At 63.7% G+C, this 24043-nt stretch carries 24 protein-coding genes; 9 read left to right on the top strand and 15 right to left on the bottom strand.

The features are described 5' to 3' along the window. Positions 1–26: 26 nt before the first annotated feature. From AC1DXN_RS16845 to AC1DXN_RS16835, 3 genes are all read right to left on the bottom strand, one after another. Positions 27–887, bottom strand: a complete 861-nt coding sequence (locus AC1DXN_RS16845) for a sigma-70 family RNA polymerase sigma factor (RefSeq protein WP_477274600.1) — start codon at positions 885–887, stop codon at positions 27–29. Further along, positions 884–1387, bottom strand: a complete 504-nt coding sequence (locus AC1DXN_RS16840) for a carboxymuconolactone decarboxylase family protein (protein ID WP_477274602.1) — start codon at positions 1385–1387, stop codon at positions 884–886. The genes AC1DXN_RS16845 and AC1DXN_RS16840 overlap by 4 nt, the downstream gene beginning before the upstream one ends. A 149-nt stretch (positions 1388–1536) precedes the next feature. Next, positions 1537–2493, bottom strand: coding sequence for a calcium:cation antiporter (locus tag AC1DXN_RS16835; protein ID WP_477274604.1), 957 nt, complete (start codon positions 2491–2493; stop codon positions 1537–1539). Between AC1DXN_RS16835 and AC1DXN_RS16830 the strand changes: the two genes are divergently transcribed. Continuing rightward, positions 2486–2611 carry a hypothetical protein gene (locus AC1DXN_RS16830; protein WP_477274606.1) on the top strand — a complete coding sequence of 42 codons (126 nt, stop codon included), beginning with the start codon at positions 2486–2488 and terminating at the stop codon, positions 2609–2611. The two genes, AC1DXN_RS16835 and AC1DXN_RS16830, sit on opposite strands and share 8 nt — an antisense overlap. A 72-nt stretch (positions 2612–2683) precedes the next feature. Here AC1DXN_RS16830 and AC1DXN_RS16825 read toward each other — a convergent pair whose 3' ends face one another. The 4 genes from AC1DXN_RS16825 to hisS all read right to left on the bottom strand — a co-directional run bounded on the left by AC1DXN_RS16825 (position 2684) and on the right by hisS (position 8281). Next, positions 2684–4456 carry an AMP-binding protein gene (locus AC1DXN_RS16825; RefSeq protein WP_477274608.1) on the bottom strand — a complete coding sequence of 591 codons (1773 nt, stop codon included), beginning with the start codon at positions 4454–4456 and terminating at the stop codon, positions 2684–2686. 214 nt (positions 4457–4670) lie between these two features. Further along, complete coding sequence (gene hisG / locus AC1DXN_RS16820) at positions 4671–5372, bottom strand: ATP phosphoribosyltransferase (protein WP_477274610.1); 702 nt, start codon at positions 5370–5372, stop codon at positions 4671–4673. After that, entirely contained in the window at positions 5369–6490 is a 1122-nt protein-coding gene (locus tag AC1DXN_RS16815) for an ATP phosphoribosyltransferase regulatory subunit (protein WP_477274612.1), read from the bottom strand. The genes hisG and AC1DXN_RS16815 overlap by 4 nt, the downstream gene beginning before the upstream one ends. Before the next feature lie 174 nt (positions 6491–6664). Continuing rightward, complete coding sequence (hisS, locus tag AC1DXN_RS16810; RefSeq protein ID WP_477274614.1) at positions 6665–8281, bottom strand: histidine--tRNA ligase; 1617 nt, start codon at positions 8279–8281, stop codon at positions 6665–6667. A 214-nt stretch (positions 8282–8495) separates the two neighbouring features. On the opposite strand from hisS, the gene AC1DXN_RS16805 reads away from it, so the two are divergent. After that, positions 8496–8750, top strand: a complete 255-nt coding sequence (locus AC1DXN_RS16805; protein ID WP_477274616.1) for a hypothetical protein — start codon at positions 8496–8498, stop codon at positions 8748–8750. Between the two features lies 1 nt (position 8751). Here the strand turns inward: AC1DXN_RS16805 and AC1DXN_RS16800 are convergent, their stop codons facing one another. Continuing rightward, positions 8752–9390, bottom strand: a complete 639-nt coding sequence (locus tag AC1DXN_RS16800) for a DNA-3-methyladenine glycosylase I (RefSeq protein ID WP_477274618.1) — start codon at positions 9388–9390, stop codon at positions 8752–8754. A gap of 214 nt (positions 9391–9604) precedes the next feature. Between AC1DXN_RS16800 and AC1DXN_RS16795 the strand changes: the two genes are divergently transcribed. Next, complete coding sequence (locus AC1DXN_RS16795) at positions 9605–10351, top strand: L,D-transpeptidase (protein WP_477274620.1); 747 nt, start codon at positions 9605–9607, stop codon at positions 10349–10351. 213 nt (positions 10352–10564) lie between these two features. Here AC1DXN_RS16795 and glcF read toward each other — a convergent pair whose 3' ends face one another. The 5 genes from glcF to AC1DXN_RS16770 form a co-directional block, all read right to left on the bottom strand. Next, positions 10565–11890 carry a glycolate oxidase subunit GlcF gene (glcF, locus tag AC1DXN_RS16790; protein WP_477274622.1) on the bottom strand — a complete coding sequence of 442 codons (1326 nt, stop codon included), beginning with the start codon at positions 11888–11890 and terminating at the stop codon, positions 10565–10567. A gap of 25 nt (positions 11891–11915) precedes the next feature. Continuing rightward, positions 11916–12302, bottom strand: coding sequence for a DUF4870 family protein (locus AC1DXN_RS16785; protein ID WP_477274624.1), 387 nt, complete (start codon positions 12300–12302; stop codon positions 11916–11918). Next, entirely contained in the window at positions 12299–13555 is a 1257-nt protein-coding gene (locus tag AC1DXN_RS16780) for an FAD-binding protein (protein ID WP_477274626.1), read from the bottom strand. The genes AC1DXN_RS16785 and AC1DXN_RS16780 overlap by 4 nt, the downstream gene beginning before the upstream one ends. Before the next feature lie 238 nt (positions 13556–13793). After that, entirely contained in the window at positions 13794–15290 is a 1497-nt protein-coding gene (locus AC1DXN_RS16775; protein WP_477274628.1) for an FAD-linked oxidase C-terminal domain-containing protein, read from the bottom strand. Between the two features lie 295 nt (positions 15291–15585). Further along, positions 15586–16908, bottom strand: coding sequence for a DUF3422 family protein (locus AC1DXN_RS16770; RefSeq protein ID WP_477274630.1), 1323 nt, complete (start codon positions 16906–16908; stop codon positions 15586–15588). A 207-nt stretch (positions 16909–17115) separates the two neighbouring features. Between AC1DXN_RS16770 and AC1DXN_RS16765 the strand changes: the two genes are divergently transcribed. The 3 genes from AC1DXN_RS16765 to AC1DXN_RS16755 are packed head-to-tail and all read left to right on the top strand — an operon-like array spanning position 17116 to position 19935. Continuing rightward, a complete protein-coding gene (locus AC1DXN_RS16765; RefSeq protein WP_477274632.1) occupies positions 17116–17919 on the top strand; it encodes an FCD domain-containing protein in 804 nt (267 codons plus the stop codon). A 56-nt stretch (positions 17920–17975) separates the two neighbouring features. Beyond that, on the top strand, positions 17976–19112 hold the full coding sequence (locus tag AC1DXN_RS16760) for an alpha-hydroxy acid oxidase (protein ID WP_477248849.1): 1137 nt from the start codon (positions 17976–17978) through the stop codon (positions 19110–19112). Positions 19113–19149: 37 nt separating this feature from the next. Further along, a complete protein-coding gene (locus AC1DXN_RS16755) occupies positions 19150–19935 on the top strand; it encodes a metallophosphoesterase (protein WP_477274634.1) in 786 nt (261 codons plus the stop codon). Here AC1DXN_RS16755 and AC1DXN_RS16750 read toward each other — a convergent pair. Both AC1DXN_RS16750 and AC1DXN_RS16745 read right to left on the bottom strand, forming a co-directional pair. Next, positions 19916–20047 (bottom strand): hypothetical protein, encoded by a 132-nt coding sequence (locus tag AC1DXN_RS16750; protein ID WP_477248934.1) that lies wholly within the window; start codon positions 20045–20047, stop codon positions 19916–19918. The two genes, AC1DXN_RS16755 and AC1DXN_RS16750, sit on opposite strands and share 20 nt — an antisense overlap. A 306-nt stretch (positions 20048–20353) precedes the next feature. Continuing rightward, complete coding sequence (locus tag AC1DXN_RS16745) at positions 20354–21052, bottom strand: type 1 glutamine amidotransferase (RefSeq protein ID WP_477274636.1); 699 nt, start codon at positions 21050–21052, stop codon at positions 20354–20356. Positions 21053–21138: 86 nt separating this feature from the next. Between AC1DXN_RS16745 and AC1DXN_RS16740 the strand changes: the two genes are divergently transcribed. The 3 genes from AC1DXN_RS16740 (at position 21139) to AC1DXN_RS16730 (ending at position 24031) form a co-directional block, all read left to right on the top strand. Then, entirely contained in the window at positions 21139–21786 is a 648-nt protein-coding gene (locus AC1DXN_RS16740; RefSeq protein ID WP_477274638.1) for a hypothetical protein, read from the top strand. 31 nt (positions 21787–21817) lie between these two features. After that, a complete protein-coding gene (locus AC1DXN_RS16735; RefSeq protein ID WP_477274640.1) occupies positions 21818–22552 on the top strand; it encodes a 16S rRNA (uracil(1498)-N(3))-methyltransferase in 735 nt (244 codons plus the stop codon). Between the two features lie 105 nt (positions 22553–22657). Beyond that, positions 22658–24031, top strand: coding sequence for a glutamate--cysteine ligase (locus tag AC1DXN_RS16730; protein WP_477274642.1), 1374 nt, complete (start codon positions 22658–22660; stop codon positions 24029–24031). The last annotated feature ends 12 nt before the right edge of the window (positions 24032–24043 follow it).

Here is a 24043-nt window from a genome sequence, read left to right as displayed (position 1 = left end):
GAAAAACGGAGCGCCTGCAATCCAGACTAGTGCAGATGCCTGAGCTTATCCGGGTTGCGCACCACATAGATCGCCGCGATCTTTCCGTCCTCGATTTCGAGCGCGGTGGTCTGCAGTTCGCCATCGGCTTCAAGCGTGACAAAACCCGGCAGTCCGTTGACGAAACCGACGCGAACAAGCTTTGAACCGTTCTTCGGAATCCGGCTCGCTATGTAGGCGTATTGCTTGAGGACGGCATCGAAGCCGAGGATCGCCTCTATCGCCGCCGGGCGCTTGCCGCCGCCGTCGGCATGGGCACTGACATCGGCCGCCAGCATGTTGCCAAGCGCCTGCATGTCGCCGCTGCGCGACGCCGCGAAAAAGGCCTCGGCAAGCGCCAGGCTGCGTTGCCGTTCCATCTGGAAACGAGGTCGGGCGTCCCGCACATGGCTGCGCGCCCGGGCGGCGAGCTGGCGACAGGCGGCAGCGTCGCGCTCAATGGTCTCGGCAACCTCCTCGAAGCCGAGGCCGAACACATCGTGCAGCAGGAAGGCCGCGCGTTCGAGCGGAGACAGACGCTCCAGAACCAGCATCAGCGGCAAGGTGACGTCTTCCACCTCGTCCTCTTCGACGACGGGATCGGGAAGCCAGGGGCCGATATAGGTCTCGCGCTGGCGGCGCGCGGATTTGAGCTGGTCGAGACAGAGGCGGGTCAACGTGCGGCGCAGGAACGCCTCCGGCTCGCGCACCGCTGCGCGGTCGGCCCGCATCCAGCGGATGAAGGCCTCCTGCACCATGTCCTCGGCATCGGCGACGGAGCCGAGCATGCGGTAGGCAACGCGCATGAGTTTTGGACGCAGCGGATCAAATTCCGCCGCTGCGTCCTCAAGCGTTGGCTTCGCCGTCAAGCGGCGACCGCCTTGGCAGCAGCCGCTTGCGCAGTAAGCGCTCTGGAAGCGGCCTTCACCGCTGCCGGATCGGCGAAGCCGCCGAAGCCGACCGCAATGCGGTTCCAGCCATTGATGATGTTGATCATCAAGGTGAGCTGCACCTGTTCTTCCTCGCTGAAATGGGCCTTCAGCGCCTCGTAGGCAGCGACATGAGTATGGCCTTCGCAGATCCGCGTCAGCGCCTCGGTCCAGCCAAGGGCCGCCCGTTCGCGATCGGTGTAGCAGGGCGCTTCGCGCCAGGCCGGCAGCAAGAAGATGCGCTGCTCGGTTTCTCCCCTCTCGCGGGCATAGGTCGTGTGCATGTTGATGCAGTTGGCGCAGCCATTGATCTGGGAGGCACGGATCTCCACCAGTTCGGCGAGGCCCGGGTCGAGGCTGGCGGCAATGGCGATCGATGTGCGCTGCCATTCCTTCATCAGCGAAGGGGCGGCGGCAAAGGGTTCAAGTCTGACAGTCATGATTGGCTTCCTTCTGATGGTTGCGAGACCATGACGAGCCAGGAGCTGCCAGTGTGACATGGAGGCGAAGAGATTCCATGGGCGCCGCCGATTCTGAGAGGCCCCACTGCGTCGGCGCCAGTCTCGCTGCGGCGCCGCTTCCGCAACCTTCACGGCACAAATATCAGAAACACATAAGTAAGAAACACGACAAGATGGACCATGCCGGTCAGGAATGTCGTTCGTTCCGTGCTGAAGCTTACGTTGCATATGAACAGCGCCAAGATCAAAAGCACTGTGTCAGTTTCCGGGAGCCCCAGGGTCAGCCCTCTTCCCGTCAGCAGGCTGGCGGCTGCGACCGCCGGTATTGTCAGACCGATGGTGGCGCAAGCCGAACCCATCGCAACGTTCAAGCCGCGCTGCAGCTCATTGCTGAGTGAAGCACGAACCGCCGAAATGGCCTCCGGCATCAAAACCAACCCGGCGATCATCGCTCCGACAATGCTGTCAGCCTGGGTCACCTGGTAGGTGACGAGCGCATCTTCGACACTTGCGGCGACCTGCTCGGCAAGCATGACAATTCCGACCAGCCCGATCAACAGGAGCAGAACGCTGGCAGAAATGCTTTGGCGAGAGGCAGTTTGGATCGAGACGTCGTCTGCTTGTCCTTCGACGAAGTCGTCCCGGTGCCGGACAGTCTGCGCGAACACAAAAGCTGCATAAAGGAGGACTGAAAGTACGCTCACAAATCCGAGTTGAGCCGCCGAAAAGGTGCCAGGATCCGTCGTTCGCGTGTAGGTCGGCAGAATGAGCGTCATCACGGTCAGCGCGACCAGGACCGCCAGATAGGCGCTCGTCCCTTGCCGGACAATCACCTGCTTGCGATGACGCCAACCGCCAAGCGTGAGACACAGGCCGACAACGCCGGTGGATGTAATCATCACCGTCGAGAAGACAGACTCACGCGCAAGTGTCGGATTGTTCTCTCCATGCAGCATCATGGAAACGATTATCGACACTTCGATTGCCGTCACCGCAAAGGTCAATACCAACGTGCCGTAGGGCTCCCCGACACGGTGGGCCACCGCTTCGGCATGGTCGAGCACGACGAAAATGGTGATGAACATGATCGCGCTCGAAAGCGCTCCGACAAGGATCCTGACGCTCGGCGAACCCACGTCTACCGACAGCCCGCTGGCTCTGACCGCAACGGCCATCGCCAGCGCGGCCAAGGGCATCGTATAGGACGTCACCGATCGTGCGAAACCGCTCATTCAAGCCTTGTGCGTTTCTGCGAGCCCTAGGGAAAGGCTATGCTCACGCCGTCTTCTGCGTCACCAGCCCCAGCTCCTCCACCATCGCCTCGCGCATCAGGAATTTCTGCGGCTTGCCGGTCACCGTCATCGGCAACTCGCTGCGGAAGCGGATGTAGCGCGGGATCTTGTAGTGGGCGATCTGGCCGGCGCAGAAGTTTTTGATCTCCTGCTCGGTGGCGATCTGGCCGGGCCTCAGCACGATCCAGGCGCAAAGCTCCTCACCATATTTGGCGTCGGGAATGCCGAACACCTGCACTTCCTTGATCTTCGGGTGGCGATAGAGAAACTCCTCGACCTCTCTGGGATAGACGTTCTCGCCGCCGCGGATGACCATGTCCTTGACCCGGCCGACGATGTTGCAATAGCCCTCGGCGTCGATGGTGGCGAGGTCGCCAGTGTGCATCCAGCCATCTGAGTCGATCGCTTCGTGGGTCTTTTCCTCGTCGTCCCAATAGCCCTTCATCACCGAATAGCCGCGCGTGCACAGTTCGCCCGGCGCGCCGACCGCCACGGTGGCGCCGTCGGCATCGATGGCCTTGACCTCGACGTAAGGGTGGATGCGCCCGACGGTCGAGACGCGCTTTTCCAGCGGGTCGTCGACGCTGCTCTGGAACGACACCGGGCTGGTCTCGGTCATGCCATAGGCGATGGTCACCTCGGCCATGTGCATCAGCGACACGACCTTCTTCATCACCTCGATCGGGCATGGCGAGCCGGCCATGATGCCGGTGCGCAGGCTGGAGAGATCGAAGGATTGGAAATCCGCATGATCGAGCAAGGCGACGAACATGGTCGGCACGCCGTAGAGAGCGGTGCAGCGTTCCTGCGCCACCGCCTTCAGCGTGGCGCCGGCATCAAAGCCCTCGCCCGGGAAAACCATGGTCGCGCCCTTGGTGACGCAGCCCATCGTGCCCATCGACATGCCGAAGCAGTGATAGAGCGGCACCGGGATGCACAGCCGGTCGTCGACGGTGAGCTTGATTGCCGAGGTGACGAAATTGCCGTTGTTGACGATGTTGTTGTGGGTCAGTGTCGCGCCCTTGGGCGCGCCGGTGGTGCCGGAGGTGAACTGGATGTTGATGGCGTCGCCGGGTTTCAATCCCTCGGAGATGCGATCGAGGCTGTCATGCTCGTCGCGCCCGGCCATCGACAGCACATCGGCGAAATTGAACATACCGGGCGAGTTCTCGTCGCCCATGCGGATGACGATCTTGAGTGCCGGTAGTTTCTGCGCCTTGAGCTTGCCGGGGGCGGCTTTGGCGATCTCAGGCGCCAGCGTTTCGATCATGCCGAGATAGTCGGAGGTCTTGAATTTGGCGGCGGTGACCAGCGCCTTGCAGCCGACCTTGTTCAGCGCATATTCCAGCTCGGTCAGCCGGTAGGCCGGGTTGATGTTGACCAGGATCAGGCCGATGCGGGCGGTGGCGAACTGCGTCACCAGCCATTCCCAGCGGTTGGGCGACCAGATGCCGACGCGCTCGCCCTTTTCGAGGCCGAGCGCCAGGAAGCCGGCGGCCAGCGTGTCGACCGTGTCCGACAGTTCGCTCCAGGTGAAGCGCTTGTCCTGATCGACGAAGACGGCCGCATCTTGCGTGGCGTATTTGCTGACGGTGTCGGAAAACAGTGCGGGTATGGTCTGGTGCAGCAACGGCACAGTGCGCTCACCCGAGACATGCGCCCTGCCGTCGAGCGGTGCGACGAAGGTGCTGCCGTTGCGCAGGCCGCGACCGCGCAGATTGGTGGCATTTTTCAACTCGTCGAGATGAATCGCCATCGCCGTCTCCTCCGCAGACGAGCCGAGCCTATCAGCCTGCCGGGGCGGTGGAAAGTAGAGTGGCTCCCCTCCCCCTTGAGGGGAGGGTGCCTCGCGAAGCGAGGCGGGTGGGATCGTCTCAACCGCCGCGACCTCTGGCTCTGACTGAAAAGATGGAGCGCGTCACCGCGGACCCCACCCGTCCATCCGCCTACGGCGGCTGTCCACCCTCCCCTCAAGGGGGAGGGAGGGCGCTCATCTTGGCGGCGATGTCACGTAACAGCGCCTCATCTGTGGCTGCACGCGGCTTCCTCGACGCCACGAGGCAAGCCTGCGACCGCAAGACAACGCCGTCGGCCAGCACCTTCAGATGATTGGCGCGCAGCGTCGAGCCTGACGTGGTGATGTCGACGATGACATCGGCGAGGCCTGCCGCCGGCGCGCCTTCGGTGGCGCCCAGGCTTTCGACGATGCGATAGACCTGGATGCCGTGCTTCAGCGAAAAGAATTGCTGGGTCAGCCGCCAGTATTTGGTGGCGATGCGCAGCCGCCTGCCGTGGCGCTGGCGGAAATCGGCGGCGACATCGTCGAGATCGGCCATCGTGTCGACATCGAGCCAGATGTCGGGCACCGCGACCACGACGTCGGCATGGCCGAAACCGAGGCGCGCGACGATTTCGGCGCGCGTCTCCCAATCGGCAAGGTTTTCGCGCAGCAGATCTTCACCGGTGATGCCGAGATCGACCGTCCCCTGGCCGATCTCACCGGCGATTTCGGACGCCGACAGGAACGCCACCTCGATGCTTTCAGCGCCTTCGATGCGGGCGCGATATTTGCGCTCGTCGCCGGGCAGGCTGACGGCAAGTCCGGCCCTGGCCAGCACCTCGAGCGCCTGCTCCTTCAGCCGGCCTTTCGATGGGATCGCCAGCGTGATCATGCCGTCTTCTCCCGCAGCGCTTCGATGCGGTCGAGCCAGACGGAAAAGCCGACGCCGGGGATCGGAGTTTTGGCGCCGAGCAGCGTCAGCAGCCGGTCATAGCGGCCACCGCCGGCCAGCGGCCGCTCGCCGTTCTCTGCCGCGATCTCGAAGACGATGCCGGTGTAGTAATCGAGCGGTCGGCCAAAGGCGGCGTCGTAGCGGATAGTCTTGATCGGCAGGCCCAGAGCTTCGATGGCTTTGGCGCGGGCGGCGAAATTCTCGAGCGCGGCGCCCAGCGAAAGACCGGCACCCGCTGCAAAAGTTTCAAGCGCTCGTGCGGCGCCATCGAGCGCAACGTCGATGGCCAGAAAAGTCTTGAGCGCCGAAAACGCCTCGTTCGACAATCGTACGCTGCGCAGTTCGGCATTTTCGATCAGCCGTCGCGCAATGTCGGATGGCGAGCGCCCGGCGGATGCCGACAGCCCCGCCTCTTCCATGCCGCCGGCGATGTGTGCCGAGAGGCCATCCAGATCGCCATCGAGCACAAGGGCTGCGACAGGGCCGGAGAGCTGGCCGTTGCGCTGCGGGTTGGCGAGATCGGCAAGGGCTGCCTCCAGCATCGGCGCCGAGCCGAAGGCACGGGCAAGACGCATGCGCCAGCCACGCGGCAGGCCGAGGGCGGCCAGCACCGCCTCGAAGATGGTCTGATCGCCGAGTGTGATTTTCAGGGACTGATCCGGCAGCACCAGCGACAGCAGCGCATGCGCGTCGGCCAGCGAACGGGCATCGGCCTGCGCGGTGTCGCGGTCGCCAAGGTCCTCGATGCCGGCCTGGAAGAACTCATTGCCGCCCTCGCGACGCTGGCGAAACACTTCACCGAGATAGGAATAACGGCGCGGCGTGCCGGCCTGCGAGCTGATGTGATCGAGGCAGACCGGAATGGTGAATTCGGGCCGCAGGCAAAGTGTCTGGCCAGTCTCGCTTTCGGTGAGAAATATGCGGCGGCGCAGATCCTCGCCAGCCATGTCGAGGAACGGATCGGCCGGCTGCAGCACGGCGACCTCGACCGCATGCGTGTTGCGGGTGGCGAAGAGGGTGGTGATTTCGGTTGATATTGCGGGGTAGCGGGAGGTCATCGCAGCCGCCCTTCCCTTCTCCCCTTGTGGGAGAAGGTGGCCGAGCGCAGCTCGGTCGGATGATGGGTGTTGGAAGAAATGAGGCCTTGGCGTTCCCTGGAACACCCCTCATCCGTCTCGGCGCTTCGCGCCGATCCACCTTCTCCCACAAGGGGAGAAGGTAAGGCTGGCGCTCTACTTGCCACGCGCCCTCTCCTCAGCCTGCGCCGCCAATATCTTCTTCACCTCGCCGACCAGTTCACCTTCCGCCACCGTGACCTGTGCCGGCCGCGCCGCGCGCCATTCGGCGTTGTCCACAATCTCGGCCGACATGCGGGCGCCTTCGATCAAATCCTTGATCTGCAGTTCGCCCTTGGCGCGCTCGTCGCCGCCCTGGATGATGGCGACCGGGCTGCCGCGGCGGTCGGCGTATTTCAGCTGCGCCTTCATGCCGGCACCGCCGAGATACATTTCGGAGCGGATGCCGGCGGCGCGCAGTTCGGAGACCATCTTCTGGTAGCGGCCGAGGCTTTCGGTGTCCTTGTCCATCACCAGCACGACGACCGGCGCGATCACATCGGACGTATCGAGCTTGCCGAGGTTCTTCAGCGCCGTCATCAGACGAGATACGCCGATGGAAAAGCCGGTCGCCGGCACCGGCTCGCCACGGAAGCGCGAGACCAGCCCGTCATAGCGGCCACCACCGCCGACCGAGCCGAAGCGCACGATCTGGCCTTCGTCGTTGGGGATTTCGGCGAGCAGCTCGGCTTCGAAGACGGGGCCGGTGTAATATTCGAGGCCGCGCACGACGGAAGGGTCGATTCGAATACGGTCAGGCTTATATCCTGCGGCCCATACAAGCCGTGCAATGTCGTTTAGTTCTCCGACACCTTGCTGATACTTCTCATTAATGACAAATCGCGACTGCAAAGCAGTAGTCAGAGCTACGGAATTGCCTGGATCAAACGCCTCAAGAGAAGGCCCACCAATCTTTCCAAACAATTCTTCCACATATGCGTCTGGCTCGATGGTTTCCTCGATCATATCATCCAATTTTGGAGCGCTGAACAGATCGACTATTTCTTCAATGGCGTTGGGCGGAAGCCCAGCACCCTTTGTGAAGTCTCCTTCGCCTTCCTTTCCACCATCCCACCGGCCTTTACCCAGCAAGAGCTTGACACCGTCTGGTCCGAACTTGTCGAGCTTGTCGATCGCTCGAAGCACGGTCAGCCGGCGCCCTCCATTATCATCACCGCCCAGGCCGATTGCTTCCAGCACGCCGTCGAGGACCTTGCGGTTGTTGACGCGGATGACGTAGTCACCGCGCTTGATGCCGAGCGCTTCCATCACGTCGGCCATCATCATCGCCATTTCGGCGTCGGCCGCGACGCCCGGCGTGCCGATCGTGTCGGCGTCGAACTGCATGAACTGGCGGAAACGGCCAGGGCCGGGCTTTTCGTTGCGGAACACCCAGCCGGAGCGGTAGCTGCGATAGGGTTTTGGCAGCCGCTCATAGTTCTCGGCGACATAACGCGCCGTCGGCGCGGTCAGGTCGTAGCGCAGCGACAGCCACTGCTCGTCATCGTCCTGGAAGGAGAACACGCCTTCGTTTGGCCGGTCCTGGTCAGGCAGGAACTTGCCCAGCGCGTCGGTGTATTCGATCAGTGGCTGGTCGGCCGGTTCGAAACCGTAGAGCTCATAGACCGAGCGGATCGTCGCCATCATCTTCTCGACGGCGCGGATGTCTTCGGCGCTGCGGTCGGCAAAACCGCGCGGCAGCCGCGCTTTCGTCTTTTCCGATTTGTCGGCCATGGGATGGGTACTCGGTGTTTCGTGGCGTCCTGGATCGGCAAAATTACCGATTTCCGCGGCGCGCGTGTCCTAACCGATGCAGCCGAGAGCGGCAAGGGTTAGCGCCTCCCATGAAACAAACCATGCCGAAAAGGAAACAATTCCGCCATCGGTGCGGCATCGTGCCGACACAATCGAGGACGATAAGGCACGCGGAAACAAGGGGTTCGGGGCCATGGCCACGGCAAGATATCCAGAGAGCATCGACAGCGGTGCCCGCGAGCTGTCCGTTCGGCTGCGGCCGGCCGATAACCATGCACCAAGGACCGCAAGCCAGATGGCGGGTCCGTTCGAGATTGCCGCGGAGGAGCGCGCAAGCTCGACGCTGCGCGATGCCCTGATGACCGGCCTGCTGGTGATCTATCCGGCCTTCGCCGCACTGGCGGCGATCGTCGCCGGGCTTTTCCTCACCGGCGCCAGCGGCACCTAGCTTACTTCGGCCGCTTGAACGCCTTGCGTTCCTTCTCCACCTGCTCTCGGCAGACACAGCCTTCGAGATGGTCGTTGACCAGCCCCATGGCCTGCATGAAGGCGTAGACCGTCGTCGGGCCGACAAAGCTCCAGCCGCGCTTCTTCAGCTCCTTCGAAATCCTGACCGACACCGCCGTCGTCGGGTTGGCGCGCAGATGGGCGAGGTCGACGATCTCCGGCCGTTCGTCCCGCCCGGGTTCGAACTTCCAGAACCAGGCGGCCAGTGAGCCGAACTCATCCACCATCTTACGCGCGCGCTTGGCATTGTTGATGGTCGAGACGATCTTGCCGCGATGACGGATGATGCCGGCATTGCCGAGCAGGCGCTCGACATCCTTGTCGGTGAAGGCGGCAACCTTGTCGAACTCGAAATTGGCGAAGGCCTCGCGAAAGTTCTCTCGCTTGCGCAGGATGGTCAGCCACGACAGGCCGGACTGAAAGCCCTCGAGGCAGATCTTTTCGAACAGCCTGCGGTCGTCGGCGACCGGCCGGCCCCATTCATGATCGTGGTAGTGCAGATAGTCCGGCAGATTGCCGTGCCAGAAGCAGCGCGCGACACCATCGGCGCCAACGATCAGGCCGGGTTTTTCATTTTCCATCGCCAGGAATTCCATTCGTTAATTGGCTTTTTGCATAGGTTTACTCCGGCTTTACCAGATTCCTGAACCCGCCGGTAACCACACCAAAAGGTTTACTGACAGAACGGCATTTTACGCATTCCGATTCATGTTTCGGTTGCTGCTTGCCGCCAATGTTCGGCGAACCGGGGAAGGCTTTGCGCCCCGAAATGTTCGACGATCAAGGTGCGTTCCGATGAAGACAGTGCTGATTTCCCTGCTCGGTGCCGCGGCCGTGCTTACCGCTGGCGTCACGTCCTCCAGTGCCGGCGACCGCTATGCCGAGAGGCCGCCAGTGATGGTGAGCCCGGATCTTTCGGCGCCGTGGGTGCTGCAGCTCGGCCGGGCACCGGGCATCGTGCGGCAGAACCGGCAAGTGGTGCAGCAGCAGCCTCGCCTGCGCTATGCGCAACCAGCGCGAACCGACCAGGTGCGCACGGCGGCCGTTCAGGCGCCGGCCAAGCGCATGGTCATGCGCCCGCAGATCAACCCGATCTATTTGCCGCAGGAAGTCGCCTATGACGGCCCGCAGAAGCCGGGCACGATCGTCATCGATACGACGCAGAATTTCCTCTATCTGGTCGAGAAGAACGGCAAAGCGCGGCGCTATGGCGTCGGCACCGGCAAGCCGGGCTTCGAGTGGTCGGGCACACACAAGATCACCAACAAGCGCGTCTGGCCGGACTGGCGTCCGCCGGCAGTGATGATCAAGCGCGAGGCGGCCAAGGGGCGCTACCTCCCGACCTATCTCGCCGGCGGCGAAGAAAACCCGCTCGGCGCGCGCGCGCTCTATCTCGGCACGACGGAGTATCGCATCCATGGTACCAACCAGCCCTGGACGATCGGCGGCGCGGTGTCTTCAGGCTGCATCCGCATGCGCAACGAGGACGTGGTTGACCTTTACGAAAGAGTCAATGTCGGAACCACCGTGGTGGTGATATAATTACTGCGAATCGGCCGGTTAGGTAACGCTGGGTAGTTTTAGCGCGTGCTGTTGCACTCAAGTCATAGCGCGCTTTTGGGAGACGTGCTTAGAACTGGCTACGGGTTTACGGGGGACGGGCCGTGTGGGGATGCGGCCAGTCACGAAAGGGCAGCACGGGAAACCGCGCTGCCCTTTCTGTTTCCGGGTGAAGGTTCCCGCAACGTCGGAGCATCACTCCGCCGCGACGAGCTCTTTTTCTGAAACGCCTTCCGGCTTCGGCCCGCCATAGGCCCAGTCGAGCAGTTTTATCGTGTGCACGACCGGCAGCTTCGCCGCCGAGGCGATCTGGGTGATGCAGCCGATGTTGCCGGTGGCGACGATTTCGGCACCCGTCGCCTCGATGTTTTTCACCTTGCGGTCGCGCAGCTGAGCTGAAATCTCGGACTGCAGGATGTTGTAGGTGCCGGCCGAACCGCAGCACAGATGCCCTTCGCGTGGCTCGCGCACGACGAAGCCGGCTTTCTGCAAAAGCTCCTTCGGCTGGCGGGTGATCTTCTGGCCGTGCTGCATCGAACAGGCGGAGTGATAGGCGACGATGGTGCCGGGCTTGCGCACCGGTTCCGGCAAGTCGAGGCTTGCCAGATATTCGGTGATGTCCTTGGCCAGCGCCGAAACCCGCGCCGCCTTGTCGGCATAGGCCGGATCGAGGCGCAGCATGAAGCCATAGTCCTTGATGGTGGTGCCACAGCCAGACGCGGTGATGACGATTGCATCCAGCCCGCCCTGGTCGATGGCGCGCGTCCAGGCGTCGACATTCTGTCTGGCCGAAGCAAGCGCTGCCTCCTCGCGCCCCATGTGATGCACCAGCGCGCCGCAGCAGCCTTCGCCCTGGGGCACCACGACCTCGACGCCAAGCCGGGTCAGCAATGCAATTGTCGTCTCGTTGATGGCGGGATCGAGCACGGATTGCGCGCAGCCGGTGAGGATGGCGACGCGGCCGTTTTTCGTGCCCTGCCCGGCATGCACGCCGGGAGATGCCATCGGCGAAGCCGCCGGTATCGATGCCGGCGCGAGCTTGAGCATCGCGCCCAGCGGCTTCAGTGCCGGGATCTTCTCGAACAGGCCGGCGAAGGGCTTGCCCAGCTTCGCCAGCCTGAGCGCCGCACGAAAGCGCGCGGGATATGGCAGGACAAAGGCCAGCATGGTGCGCGTCAGCCGGTCGAGCAGTGGGCGCCTGTAGGTCTCCTCGATATGGGCGCGGGCGTGGTCGACCAGATGCATGTAGTTGACGCCCGACGGGCAAGTGGTCATGCAGGCGAGGCACGACAGGCAGCGATCGATATGGGTGACGATCTGCTTGTCGGCCGGGCGGCCGTTCTCCAGCATGTCCTTGATCAGATAGATGCGCCCGCGCGGCGAATCCAGTTCGTTGCCGAGCGTCACATAGGTCGGGCAAGTGGCGGTGCAGAAACCGCAATGCACGCATTTGCGCAGGATCTTTTCCGATTCCGCCACATGCGGATCGGCAAGCTGGGCAAGGGAGAAATTGGTCTGCACGTAAAGCTTCCTTGCTGCCTGCTAGCTACAATCCGAGGAACCAGCTTTCGGGATTTTTGACCGCCTCGCCGCGCTGCAGTGCCTGCAGGCCAAGAATGCAGCGGGCGATGAACCAGACGGCGACGGCGAACATCAGCAGGAAGCCGATGATCACGAACATCAGCACCACCGAGATCAGCGCATAGAGCAGACCGATCCAGAAGGTGCGGATCAGGAAGGTGTAGTGGCTCTCGACGAAGCCACCGGCCTTGCCACGGTTGATGTAGGCCAGCACGATACCGACGATGCCGGTGACGCCAATGACGAGGCCGGCAAGGTAGAGAATGTAGATGACCAGCGCGTTGGTCGGTCCCGGTTCCAGCCAGCGGTCGGTCTGGCGCGGTGCGTCCGGACCTGGATTGATGTCGCTCATGGTGCTGCTCCCTCCGTTGATGGACTGAGAGTAGCAGAGCCTGAGCCCGACGCCATGCGGCCGGGGTTGAGGATGTGTTTGGGATCGAACTCGGCCTTGAGCCGCGCCGACAATGCGGCCAGGTGCGGCGCCTGCGGCTCGAACACCGGCACGGCGGCGCGATGCGCAGGGGCGGCGCGCACCAGCGTTGCGTGGCCGCCGCCATGCTTTCTGATCAGCCCGCGCAGCAAGCCCGCCTCGGGATCGCCTTCCTCCATGCGCAGCCAGACCAGCCCACCCTGCCAGTCGTAGAAGGCGCTGACGCCAATCTGCATGCGCAGCGTCAGCACCATCTGATGAGCTTGGGACGGCGCCATGGAGACGCGCCAGACCGGCTTTTCGCTGCCGTCGGCGAACGGCACGCAATCGCGTATGTCGCGCCAGGCGGCCTGCGAAGCGTCGCCCGAAATCTCTTGCAGCGGGCCGGCGTTTTTCAGCAGGGTTTTCAGCGCGGCGATACGGTAGGCGACCGACGGACCAAACCCCTCGACGCGCAGCAACGTCGCGGCATCGCTGCCGAGGCTGCCGCGAGCGACCCGCGCGGCGACCCGTTCGGGCAAATGGGCAGCGCTCGACACTTCGGCGCTGGAGCCGAGCGCCAGGGCCATGGCGGCGGTAGCGGCATCGTCGAGCAGGCCACGGATGGCCAGCGTGACTTCGGTTTCCGCCGCCGGCAGCACCTTGAAGGTGACGTCGGTGAACACAGCCAGCGTGCCCCAACTGTTGGCCATCAGCTTCGACAAATCGTAGCCGGTGACGTTCTTGACCACGCGGCCGCCGGACTTGAAGGCCTCGCCGCGACCGGAGACGGCATTGATGCCAAGGATATGGTCGCGCGCCGCGCCCGCCTTCAGCCGGCGCGGACCGGACAGGTTGGTGGCCAGCACCCCGCCGATCGTGCCCTTACCGGGCGCGCCGCCGCGCAGCGGACCGTAATCCATCGGTTCGAAGGCGAGCTGTTGGCCGTTTTCGGCTAGCAGGCTTCCAATCTCGGCCAGCGGCGTGCCGGCCTTGGCCGACAGCACCAGTTCCGCCGGCTCATAGAGCGTGACGCCGGACAGCTTCGACAGGTCGAGCGTGTGTTCGCTCTGCTGCGGCCGGCCGATGCCGCGCTTGGAGCCGTGGCCGACGATTTCGAGCGGCGATTCCTCCGCCGCCGCCCATTGGACGGTGGAGAGGGTTTCGGCCGAGGTGGCGGGGGTGAAGGTGGTCATGGGGCGGGTGTGCCGTGTGCGAGCATGGAGACGTCGTGATCCTTCGTGCCCCCCTCTGTCCTGCCGGACATCTCCCCCACTTGGGGGGAGATCGGCAGCTTCTGCAACCGCCCCACTCTTGCAACGCCGGAAATTGGCGACGGCCGCGATGACAGCCGATCTCCCTCCTTGTGGGGGAGATGTCCGGCAGGACAGAGGGGGGCGCGAAGGATCGCCAAGGTATGAAATGGAGGCTCCATCAAAACCTCGGAATGTCCGGAAACGCCACCTGCCCCTGGTGCACATGCATGCGCCCCAGCTCGGCGCAGCGGCGCAGCTGTGGGAAGACCTTGCCCGGGTTGAGCAGATGGTTGGGATCGAAAGCGCATTTGACCCGCATCTGCTGGTCGAGGTCGATCTGGTTGAACATCTCCGGCATCAGGTCGCGCTTCTCGACGCCCACGCCGTGCTCGCCGGTCAGCACGCCGCCAACCTTGACGCAGAGCCGCAAAATGTCGGCGCCGAAACTTTCGGCCTTGTCGAGTTCGCCGGGCACATTGGCATCGTAGAGGATGAGCGGGTGCAGATTGCCATCGCCGGCGTGGAACACATTGGCGACGCCGAGCCCATATTTTTCGGAAAGTTCGCGCATGCCGGCGAGCACGCGCGGCAGTTCCTTGCGCGGGATGGTGCCGTCCATGCAGTAGTAGTCGGGCGAGATGCGGCCGACCGCTGGGAAGGCCGCCTTGCGTCCGGCCCAGAAGCTCAGCCGCTCCTGTTCCGATTGCGAAATGCGGCAGGTGGTGGAGCCGTTCCTGTAGGCGATGGCCTCGACAAGGCCGATCAAATGATCGACCTCGACGCCCGGCCCGTCGAGCTCGACGATCAGCAGCGCCTCGACATCGAGGGGATAGCCGGCATGGACAAAGTCCTCGGCGGCGTGGATCGCCGGCCGGTCCATCATCTCCATGCCACCGGGAATGATGCCGGCGCCGATGATGTCGGCGACGCATTGGCCGCCCTGCTCACTGGTCGGAAAGCCGATCAGCAGTGCGCGGGCCGTCTCCGGCTTCTTCAAAATGCGCACGGTGACCTCGGTGACGACGCCGAGCAGGCCTTCGGAGCCGGTCATGACGCCGAGCAGGTCGTAGCCTTCCGTATCAAGATGACTGCCGCCGAGGCGGATCACCTCGCCATTCATCAGCACCATTTCGATGCCGAGCACATTGTTGGCGGTCAGGCCGTATTTCAGGCAGTGCACGCCGCCGGAATTTTCCGCGACGTTGCCGCCGATCGAGCAGGCGATCTGGGAGGATGGATCGGGGGCGTAGTAGAAGCCCTCCTGTTCGACGGCGGTGGTGATGCCGAGATTGGTGACGCCCGGCTGGGCAACAACGATGCGGTTAGGGAAGTCTATTTCGAGGATGCGGTTAAAGCGGCTCATGACCAGCAGCACCGCATCTTCGAGCGGGAGTGCACCGCCGGAGAGCGAGGTACCGGAGCCGCGCGGCACGACACGGATGTTGCGGTCGTTGCAGTATTTCAGCACGCGTGAGACCTGCGCCACGGTTTGCGGCAGCACCACCACCAGCGGCAATTGCCGGTAGGCGGTGAGGCCATCGCTCTCGAAGGCGCGCATTTCATTGGTCGCATCGACGACGCCTTCGCCCGGCACGATGATGCGCATATCGGCGACGATCTCGTCGCGCCGCCGCATCGTTGCATCGTCTGGCTTCGGCATGGCAAGGCCGGACATCAACAGCCTCCTTGGCTCGACTGGTAAAAATCTTTTACCAGCGAGAGGCGATTGTTGCAAACCCTGCTTTGGGCGAAAATCGCGATCCGACGCCCTGGCGCCCTTCCGCAGCGGCAATCTGCCGCTGGCGTTCTCCCTCCTTGAGGGGGAGATGGCCGCGAAGCGGTCAGAGGGGGGGTCCTTGCGCGTAAATCGCCGACGTCGTCTCCGTCGCGAAACGAGGCTAGCGCTTCACGCGAGACGACCACCTCTGTCGCCTTCGGCGACATCTCCCCCTCGAGGGGGGAGATTGGCGCTACTCGCCCGGCTGCTTGCCGGGCTCGGAGTGCATGCGGCGGACACGGCGCACGGCCCACCAGACGAGCAGGAGGGCGAGCGGCACCGAGGCGGCGGTGACGACTTCCGGCGCAAAGGTGTGGCCGAAGATCGAGGCGCCCTTGGCGACATAGCTGATCAGGCCGACGACATAGTAGGAGACGGCAGCCACCGAAAGGCCTTCGACGGTCTGCTGCAGGCGCAACTGCAGGCGGGCGCGGTTGTTCATCGACGCCAGCAGGTCGCGGTTCTGCTTCTCGACCTCGACATCGACCCAGGTGCGCAGCAGCGTGGTGGCGCGGGTGAGCTTGCGCGAAAGATTGGCCTGGCGCTCCTCGACCGAACGGCAGGTGCGCATGGCCGGCGCGACACGCCGCTGCAGGAAGCCTTCCCAGGTGTCGTAGCCGGGCACCGCCTCCTCCTCGAGCGCTTCCAGCCGTTCAACGACGATGCCGTCATAGGCGCGGCTGGCGCCGAAGCGGTAGAGGCTGGAGGCGGCGTCGGCCTCCAGTTCGGCGGCCAACTCGGTCAGGTCGGCCAGCAATGTCTGACTGTCGCGGGTCTCCGCGACCTTCATTTCCATCGTGGTCTGGGCCAGCCTGTCCTCGATGCGGCGGGCACGGCCGGACAGGGTCAGCGCCAGCGGCAGGCCAAGCATGGCCAGCGTGCGGTAGGTTTCGATATCGATCAGCCGCTGCGACAGCGCGCCGGTACGTGCCGGCGTCAGGCCGCGATCGAGCACCAGCATGCGGGTCAGGCCGTCGCCATCCTGGCGGAAATCGGTGACGATGGCCGCGTTGCCGCGCTCGACCAGCGAATAGCACAGGCTGGTCGGGTCGAAGCCGGCGATGAGCTTTTCGCTCGCCTGCGTCCATCGGCGGATTTCGAGCCGGATGCCGGAGATCACCGTTCCCGGCGGCGAGAACCCGTTGCCGAAGGGCGAGTCCTCCTGCGCCCTGCCGCTTTCCGATAGCGGGCCTTCCCACAGATAGGTCGAGAATTCGGTGTGCCGCTCCCAGCGCAGCGAGCCCTTGCCCCATTTCATGGCGTGGTGGCGAGCCTGACGGTCGGGCGCGGCAATGCCGAGACGCCGCGACAGTTCGGAAAGCACGGCCTGGTCAACGCCGGAGCCGCCTTCGGTCATGAAGGCGAGTTGCACCAGAACGCGCGGCTTCTCAATCAGCGGGTGGGGCCGGGCGTGGACTTCGCCAAGCGCACCGGGTCGCCCCTCATGCGCCGGAAAACCCATCACGCTGCCCTTGGTGCGCGGCTGGAATTCGAGATTGGACGGGTCGTCTGACACGGCTGGTCCCCCGGGCTCTTTGAACCCTTCGTGCAATGGCGTCCCTCTAGAGGCAATCGCCGGAGGACGCAAACTGCAAGTTTAGCCGAACACGATATAGGGCGGCGGCGAAGCCGACCACATCGGATGAATTGGATAAATAATTTGACCAGTTGGCGACACTGGCTTTATCCTGCGCGACACCGGTTCAAATCCCAGGCGCCCCCTTTGAGCGACATTTTCTCCAGGATCGAGCATTCCCGCACCGCCGACGAGGTGGTGCAGCAGATCGAGAGCCTGATCCTCGAAGGCGTCTTGCGCACCGGCGACTGGTTGCCCGGCGAGCGCGAGCTGGCGCGCCAGTTCGAGGTGTCGCGGCCGATCCTGCGCGACGCGCTGAAGGCGCTGGAAGGGCGCGGCCTTTTGACGACGCGGCCCGGCGGCGGCACCCATGTCGCCGACGTCATCGGCCAGCTGTTCACCAAGCCGGTGACGGACCTGATCTCGATGCACAGCAAGGCGGTAACCGACTATCTGGAATACCGCCGCGAGATCGAGGCGATAGCGTCCGAATATGCGGCGCGGCGCGCCACACCGGACGATCTGGCGCTGCTCGACCGCATCATGGCGCGCATGGACGAGGCGCACCGCACCGGCGACTTCGACGACGAGGCAGAGATCGACGTCGAGTTCCATCACGCCGTCTGCGAATGCGCGCACAACATCATTCTCCTGCACACGCTGCGCTCCTGCTACCGGCTGTTGTCGGAGGGCGTGTTCCGGAACCGGCTGCTGGCGTTCACCGTGCCCGGCGCGCGCGAGGCGCTGCTGGCACAGCACCGGGCGATCTATTCTGCGGTGAAGGCCGGCGATCCCGCTGCCGCACGGCAAGCCGCAATGGACCACATCTCTTATGTCGAACGGTCAATGGCCGAGGCCGAGCGCAGTGGCGACTGGCAGCGCGTGTCGCGGCTGCGGCTCAGGCAGCGCTCGGATGCCGGCGACAGCGAACCGGCGAGGAAACGCTCGTGAGTATCGGACACAACAGTCAACAACGACCTATTAGCGAAGAACCAGCGAGAAAGACCATGAGCGACATCCTCACCATTGCCGACCTCAAGGATCTGGCGCGCCGCCGGGTGCCGAAGATGTTCTTCGACTATGCCGATTCCGGCGCTTGGACCGAGAGCACCTACCGGGCCAACGAGGAAGACTTCCAGAAGATCAAGTTCCGCCAGCGCGTGCTGGTCGATATGAGCAACCGCTCGCTGGAATCGACCATGATCGGCCAAAAGGTGTCGATGCCGGTGGCGCTGGCGCCGACGGGCCTGACCGGCATGCAGCATGCCGACGGCGAGATGCTGGCGGCGCAGGCGGCCGAGGAATTCGGCGTGCCGTTCACCTTGTCGACGATGAGCATCTGTTCGATCGAGGATGTCGCCTCGGTGACGAAGAAGCCATTCTGGTTCCAGCTCTATGTACTGCGCGACAAGGATTTCGTGCTCAATTTGATCGACAGGGCGAAGGCAGCAAAGTGCTCGGCGCTGGTGCTGACGCTCGACCTGCAGATCCTCGGCCAACGGCATAAGGATGTCCGCAACGGGCTTTCGGCGCCCCCCAAGATGACGCTGGCCAACATCATCGACCTGGCCAGCAAGCCGCGCTGGTGCCTGGGTCTAGCCGGCACCAAGCGCCGCACCTTCCGCAACATCGTCGGCCACGCCAAGGGTGTCGGCGATGTCTCTTCGCTGGCGTCCTGGACGACGGAGCAGTTCGATCCGCAACTGTCGTGGAAAGACGTTGCCTGGATCAAGGAACGCTGGGGCGGCAAGCTGATCCTGAAGGGCATTCTCGACAAGGAAGACGCGCTGATGGCGGCCAAGACCGGCGCCGACGCAATCATCGTTTCCAACCATGGCGGGCGCCAGCTCGACGGCGCATCATCTTCGATCATGGCGCTGGAGGAGATCGCCGATGCGGTGGGCGACACAATCGAAGTGCATATGGATGGCGGCATCCGCTCGGGCCAGGATGTGCTGAAGGCGCTGTGCCTCGGCGCCAAGGGCACCTATATCGGCCGGCCTTTCCTCTACGGCCTTGGCGCGCTCGGCAAGGAAGGAGTTACCAAAGCGCTGGAAATCATCCGCAAGGAGATGGACATCACGCTGGCACTATGCGGAAAACGTCTGGTGACCGACATGGGCAAGGATCAGCTTCGCCGCTAGGTCCGGTTGCGGTCCGGCCACGGAGAAGACGCAGGCCTTGACGGAGCCCGGCATCCATTTTCTCGACGCGCGCGGACCGGAAGGCGTGCGGCTTTACGCAATCGGCGATGTGCACGGCCGGCTCGACCTGCTGGCCGCCATGCACCGCAGGATCGAGGCGGAGATCGAACGGGATCAGCCGGCGGACTGGCGCGTTATCCATCTCGGCGATTATGGCGACCGCGGGCCTGATTCCAAGGGCGTTCTCGACTTCCTGATCGAAGCGCAAAAGCGCGACCCGCGCCATCTGATGCTGGCCGGCAACCACGACCTCGGTTTTCTCGACTTCCTCAAAGCGCCCGATGCGGATGGACTTTTCATACGCTATGGCGGCCTCCAGACGGCGCAATCCTATGGGGTGACGATCGGCGGCGGCAGCGCCTGGTTTGGCAAGGCCGAGGCGGCGCTGCGACAAGGGCATGCCGCGCTGGTCGAGGCGGTGCCGCAGAGCCATGTCGACTTCCTGCGCTCGCTGCCATTTTCCCTGGTTTTCGCAGATTTCTTCTTCTGCCATGCCGGCATCAGGCCGGGCATCCCGTTGGATCAGCAGAACCCGCAGGACCTGATCTGGATCCGTGATGTCTTCCACAACCATGCCGACCTCTATCCGAAGATCGTGGTGCATGGTCATACGCCAGTGCCGGAGGCCGAAGTGATGGCCAACCGCGTCAATGTCGACACGCTCGCCTGGCAGTCGGGGAACCTCACCGCGCTCGTCGTTGACGGCGCGGAGAAACGTATCCTGACGGTGACGGGCGAAGGGTCTAGCGGAGAGAGGCGGTGACGCCGTAGCCGTCGACCGCCTGATGGTTGTTGGCTGCGTCGGCGGTATAGATGCCGAGGCCGCACAGCACGATGGCAGACAGCATGACAAAGGACAGAAGCGCTGCTTTCACGGAGGTCATCTCTTGTTGAGCTTTCTGCATCTGTGCACGAGGCGGTTACCAATGGGTTGAAACGGAGAATTCGTCTCAAAGTTTCGAAGATTTCAGGCTTGTAGGCAGATTCTGTATCGGCGGTGTGTCGCGCGGGTCACATAAAAGGTTCATCGCGGTTGCATTGCCGATTCAGAGCGCGTGCCTTCTAGGGCAGCGGGCGAGCACAATCCAAGGATGAAATGCGTTTTCCCCGGCGGATTTACCGCCGCGTGCCAAAAATGCCACGCAACCCCGAAAGTCGGGATTTGTCCGGGCTGTGAGCCGTCAGATCGTTGCTACCCAGGCGCGAGCGATGGCGAGGCCGGCGGCATCGGCATCCGGTCCATTGCGGGCGATTTCGCCATCGAGCCGGTCGTTCCAGTCGGGATGGCGCTCGGCAATGAGCGGTGCAAAGGACGTGCTCCAGTCCTGCACCATCGGGCTGTCTGCCTCGAAATGAAACTGGAAGCCGTAGATGGCGCGGCCGATGCGGAACGCCTGGTTCTCGGCGATGGCACTGCCGGCCAGCCGCACCGCATTTTCAGGCAGCACGAAAGTGTCGTCGTGCCATTCGAAAATCGGGAAGTTTTCAGGCAGCGTGGCAAGTACCGGATCGGTCTTGGCCGCCGGCGTCAACGAAACCTGGTGCCAGCCGAATTCGGTGGCGCCGCCGATCTGGTTCTCGCCGCCAAAGGCGCGGGCCACCAGCTGGCTGCCGAGGCAGATGCCCAGCACCGAGCGATCCTTGCCGGCGAAATCGCGCGTCAGGTCGAGCAGATCGGGAAAATACGGACACAACTCATCGTCCAGCGCGTTCTGGGCGCCGCCGAGCACCACCATGGCGTCATGCGCGTCGCTGTCCTGCGGTAGCGTATCGCCCTTATAGGGACGGCGCAGGTCGATGTCGGCGCCCGCCTCGACCAGTGCCGCACCAATCTGGCCAAGGCCCTCATTGTCGAAGTTCTGGACGACCAAGACCCGCATCGAAAACCTGCTGACATGAAAATGATGCAGCGAGCGATATCATGACGCCAGCCTTGCAGCCAAGATGCGCATTCCAGGAGAAAGCTATGCCACTGCAGAACCGGGTCGACCCGTTCGGCGCCATCCATGCGGTGCCTGAGCGCGGCCTGTTCACAGGCAATCGCGGCATCATCCATGATCCTGAAACCAAGACGCTGTTGAAAAAACGCTGGGCATTGCCGGCCTGGATCATCTGCGTGTGTGAATTCCGCAACGTGCGGCGCGAGCCGATGGGCCGTAACAGGCCGGGCGGCAAACCAGGCTGGACCGAGCTGTTTTTCCTCGACGAGGTGACAGCGCTCGCCGCCGGGCATCGGCCCTGCTTCTTTTGCCAGCGCGAGCGGGCCAAGGATTTCGTCGGCCGCTTCGGCGACGCTTTCGGCATCGCCGAACCGCGCGCGCCGCAGGTCGACAAGCGGCTGCACAAGGAGCGGATGGCGTCGGGCGGGCAACCGCCGATCGTGGCCGCGAAAGAGCTTGTCGGACTGCCGGATGGGACGATGGTTGCCGATGGCGGCAGCGCCTATGCCTTGCGCGACGGTAAAGCGCTGCGCTGGTCGTTTGCGGGCTATGGCGATCCGGCAGGGTTCGGTGGCCTTGACGGCCCTGCGCTCCACCTGCTCACGCCAGCGACCACAGTCGCCGTGCTGCGGCAAGGATACCGACCCGTATGGTCCCCGACAGCCAAGGCTTGACGCCAGAGCCCGGCTCGCCCATTCGTCGGCGATGCGCGCCAATTACAAGATGCAGCGACTGTTCGTGCCGGACGCTCTCGGGCCAGACATCGAGTTCGATGCGGGCCAGCAGCAGAGCCACTATCTTATGCATGTGCTGCGGCTCGGCGAAGGTGCCGAAATCCTGGTGTTCAACGGCCGCGACGGCGAGTGGTCGGCGGTCATCGCCGCGAAGACCAAGAAGGCGGTGCGGCTGAAGCTGCTGACGATGCAACGGCCGCAGCCGCCGCTGCCGGATCTGGTCTATTGCTTTGCGCCGCTGAAGCAGGGGCGGCTCGACTATCTGATGCAGAAGGCGGTCGAAATGGGCGCCGGAATCCTGCAGCCGGTCATCACACAGCACACGCAAGTGGCAAAACCCGGCATCGATCGCCTGCGCGCCAATGTCGTGGAGGCGGCTGAACAATGCGGCATACTGGCGGTGCCAGAGGTTCGCGAAGCGGAGAAATTCGAACGCCTGCTCGGTAACTGGGACAAAGAGCGGCGGCTGATCTTCTGCGACGAGGACGCCTCGACCAACAATCCCCTGCCCGCTCTGCAAGGGCTAAGGGAACGGAAATTCGGACTGCTGGTCGGGCCGGAGGGCGGCTTTTCCGACGACGAGCGCAAGACCCTGCGGGCGCTGCCCTTCGTCACCGCCATTCCGCTCGGGCCGCGCATCCTGCGCGCCGACACGGCCGCGGTGGCGGCACTTGCGGTGATGCAGGCGACGGTTGGAGATTGGTGATCAATTCCACTTGAGCTCTGGCTCAGGATTTTTCGCTTGATCGGCTGCCGGCATTTCGTCCATTTAGCGCCGGCGGTTGTTCCGCCGTTTCCGGAGGGGCCTTTCATGGCGCGCGATACAACCGATTTCCGGCCCATCGAAGGCATCGACGAGCTCGTCGAGCATCTGGCCGAAGGCAACAAGCCGCGCGACAAATGGCGTATCGGCACCGAGCACGAAAAATTCCCGTTCTACGTCGACGGCAACGCGCCGGTGCCCTATGGCGGCGAGCGCGGCATTCGCGCCATTCTCGAAGGCATGCAGCAAAAGCTCGGCTGGGATCCGATCATCGATGACGGCCGCATCATCGGCCTGGTCGAGCCGACCGGCCAGGGTGCGATCTCGCTTGAGCCGGGCGGCCAGTTCGAACTCTCCGGCGCGCCGCTGGAAACGATCCATCAGACCTGCCGCGAGGGCAATGCGCATCTTTCGCAGGTGCGCGAAATCGCCGAACCGATGGGCATCCGTTTCCTCGGCCTTGGCGGCAGCCCGAAATGGTCGCTGGCCGAGACACCCAAAATGCCGAAGTCGCGCTACGAGATCATGACGCGCTACATGCCCAAGGTCGGCAGCAAGGGCCTCGACATGATGTATCGCACCTGCACCATCCAGGTGAATCTCGATTTTGAGAGCGAAGCCGACATGCGCCGCAAGATGCAGGTGTCGCTGAAGCTGCAGCCGCTGTCGACGGCGCTGTTTGCCAATTCGCCCTTCACCGAGGGCCTGCCGAACGGCTTGCAGAGCTGGCGCGGCGACATCTGGCGCGACACCGACAACCAGCGCTCGGGCCTGCTCGAATTCTGCTTCTCGCCCGAGTTCGGTTTCGCCGACTATGTCGAATGGGCGCTCGACGTGCCGATGTATTTCGTCATTCGCGACGGCCGCTATCACGACATGACGCATGTCACCTTCCGCCAGTTCATGGCGGGTGCCGCCCGCAATGACGTGCCGGACGGATTGCCGACGATGGGCGACTGGGCGAACCATCTGTCGACATTGTTCCCCGACGTGCGGCTGAAGCGCTTCCTCGAAATGCGCGGCGCCGATGGCGGGCCGTGGCGGCGCATCTGCGCGCTGCCGGCTTTCTGGGTCGGGCTGCTCTATGACGAGGCCGCGCTCGACGCCGCCGAGGCATTGACCGCGAGCTGGACCTACAAGGAAGTTCTGGCGATGCGCAACACTGTTCCGGAACAGGGCATTTCGGCGCCGTTCCGCAACACGACGCTGCGCGATATCGCCCGCGACGTGCTCACAATCTCGCGCATGGGGCTGAAGAACCGCGGCCGCAAGAACCGCGACGGCTACGACGAGACCTCGTTCCTCAACACGCTGGACGAGGTCATCGCCCGCGGCACGACCAGCGCCGAAGAGATGCTCTCGGCCTACCATACGCGCTGGGGCGGCTCGATCGAGCCGGTGTTCATGGAGTATGCCTACTAACCGGTCGCGATC

The sequence above is a fragment of the Mesorhizobium sp. P2_H9 genome (assembly GCF_056403215.1).
The sequence above is the reverse complement of the archived record's forward strand: the minus strand, read 5'-3'. Positions and strand labels throughout refer to the sequence as shown.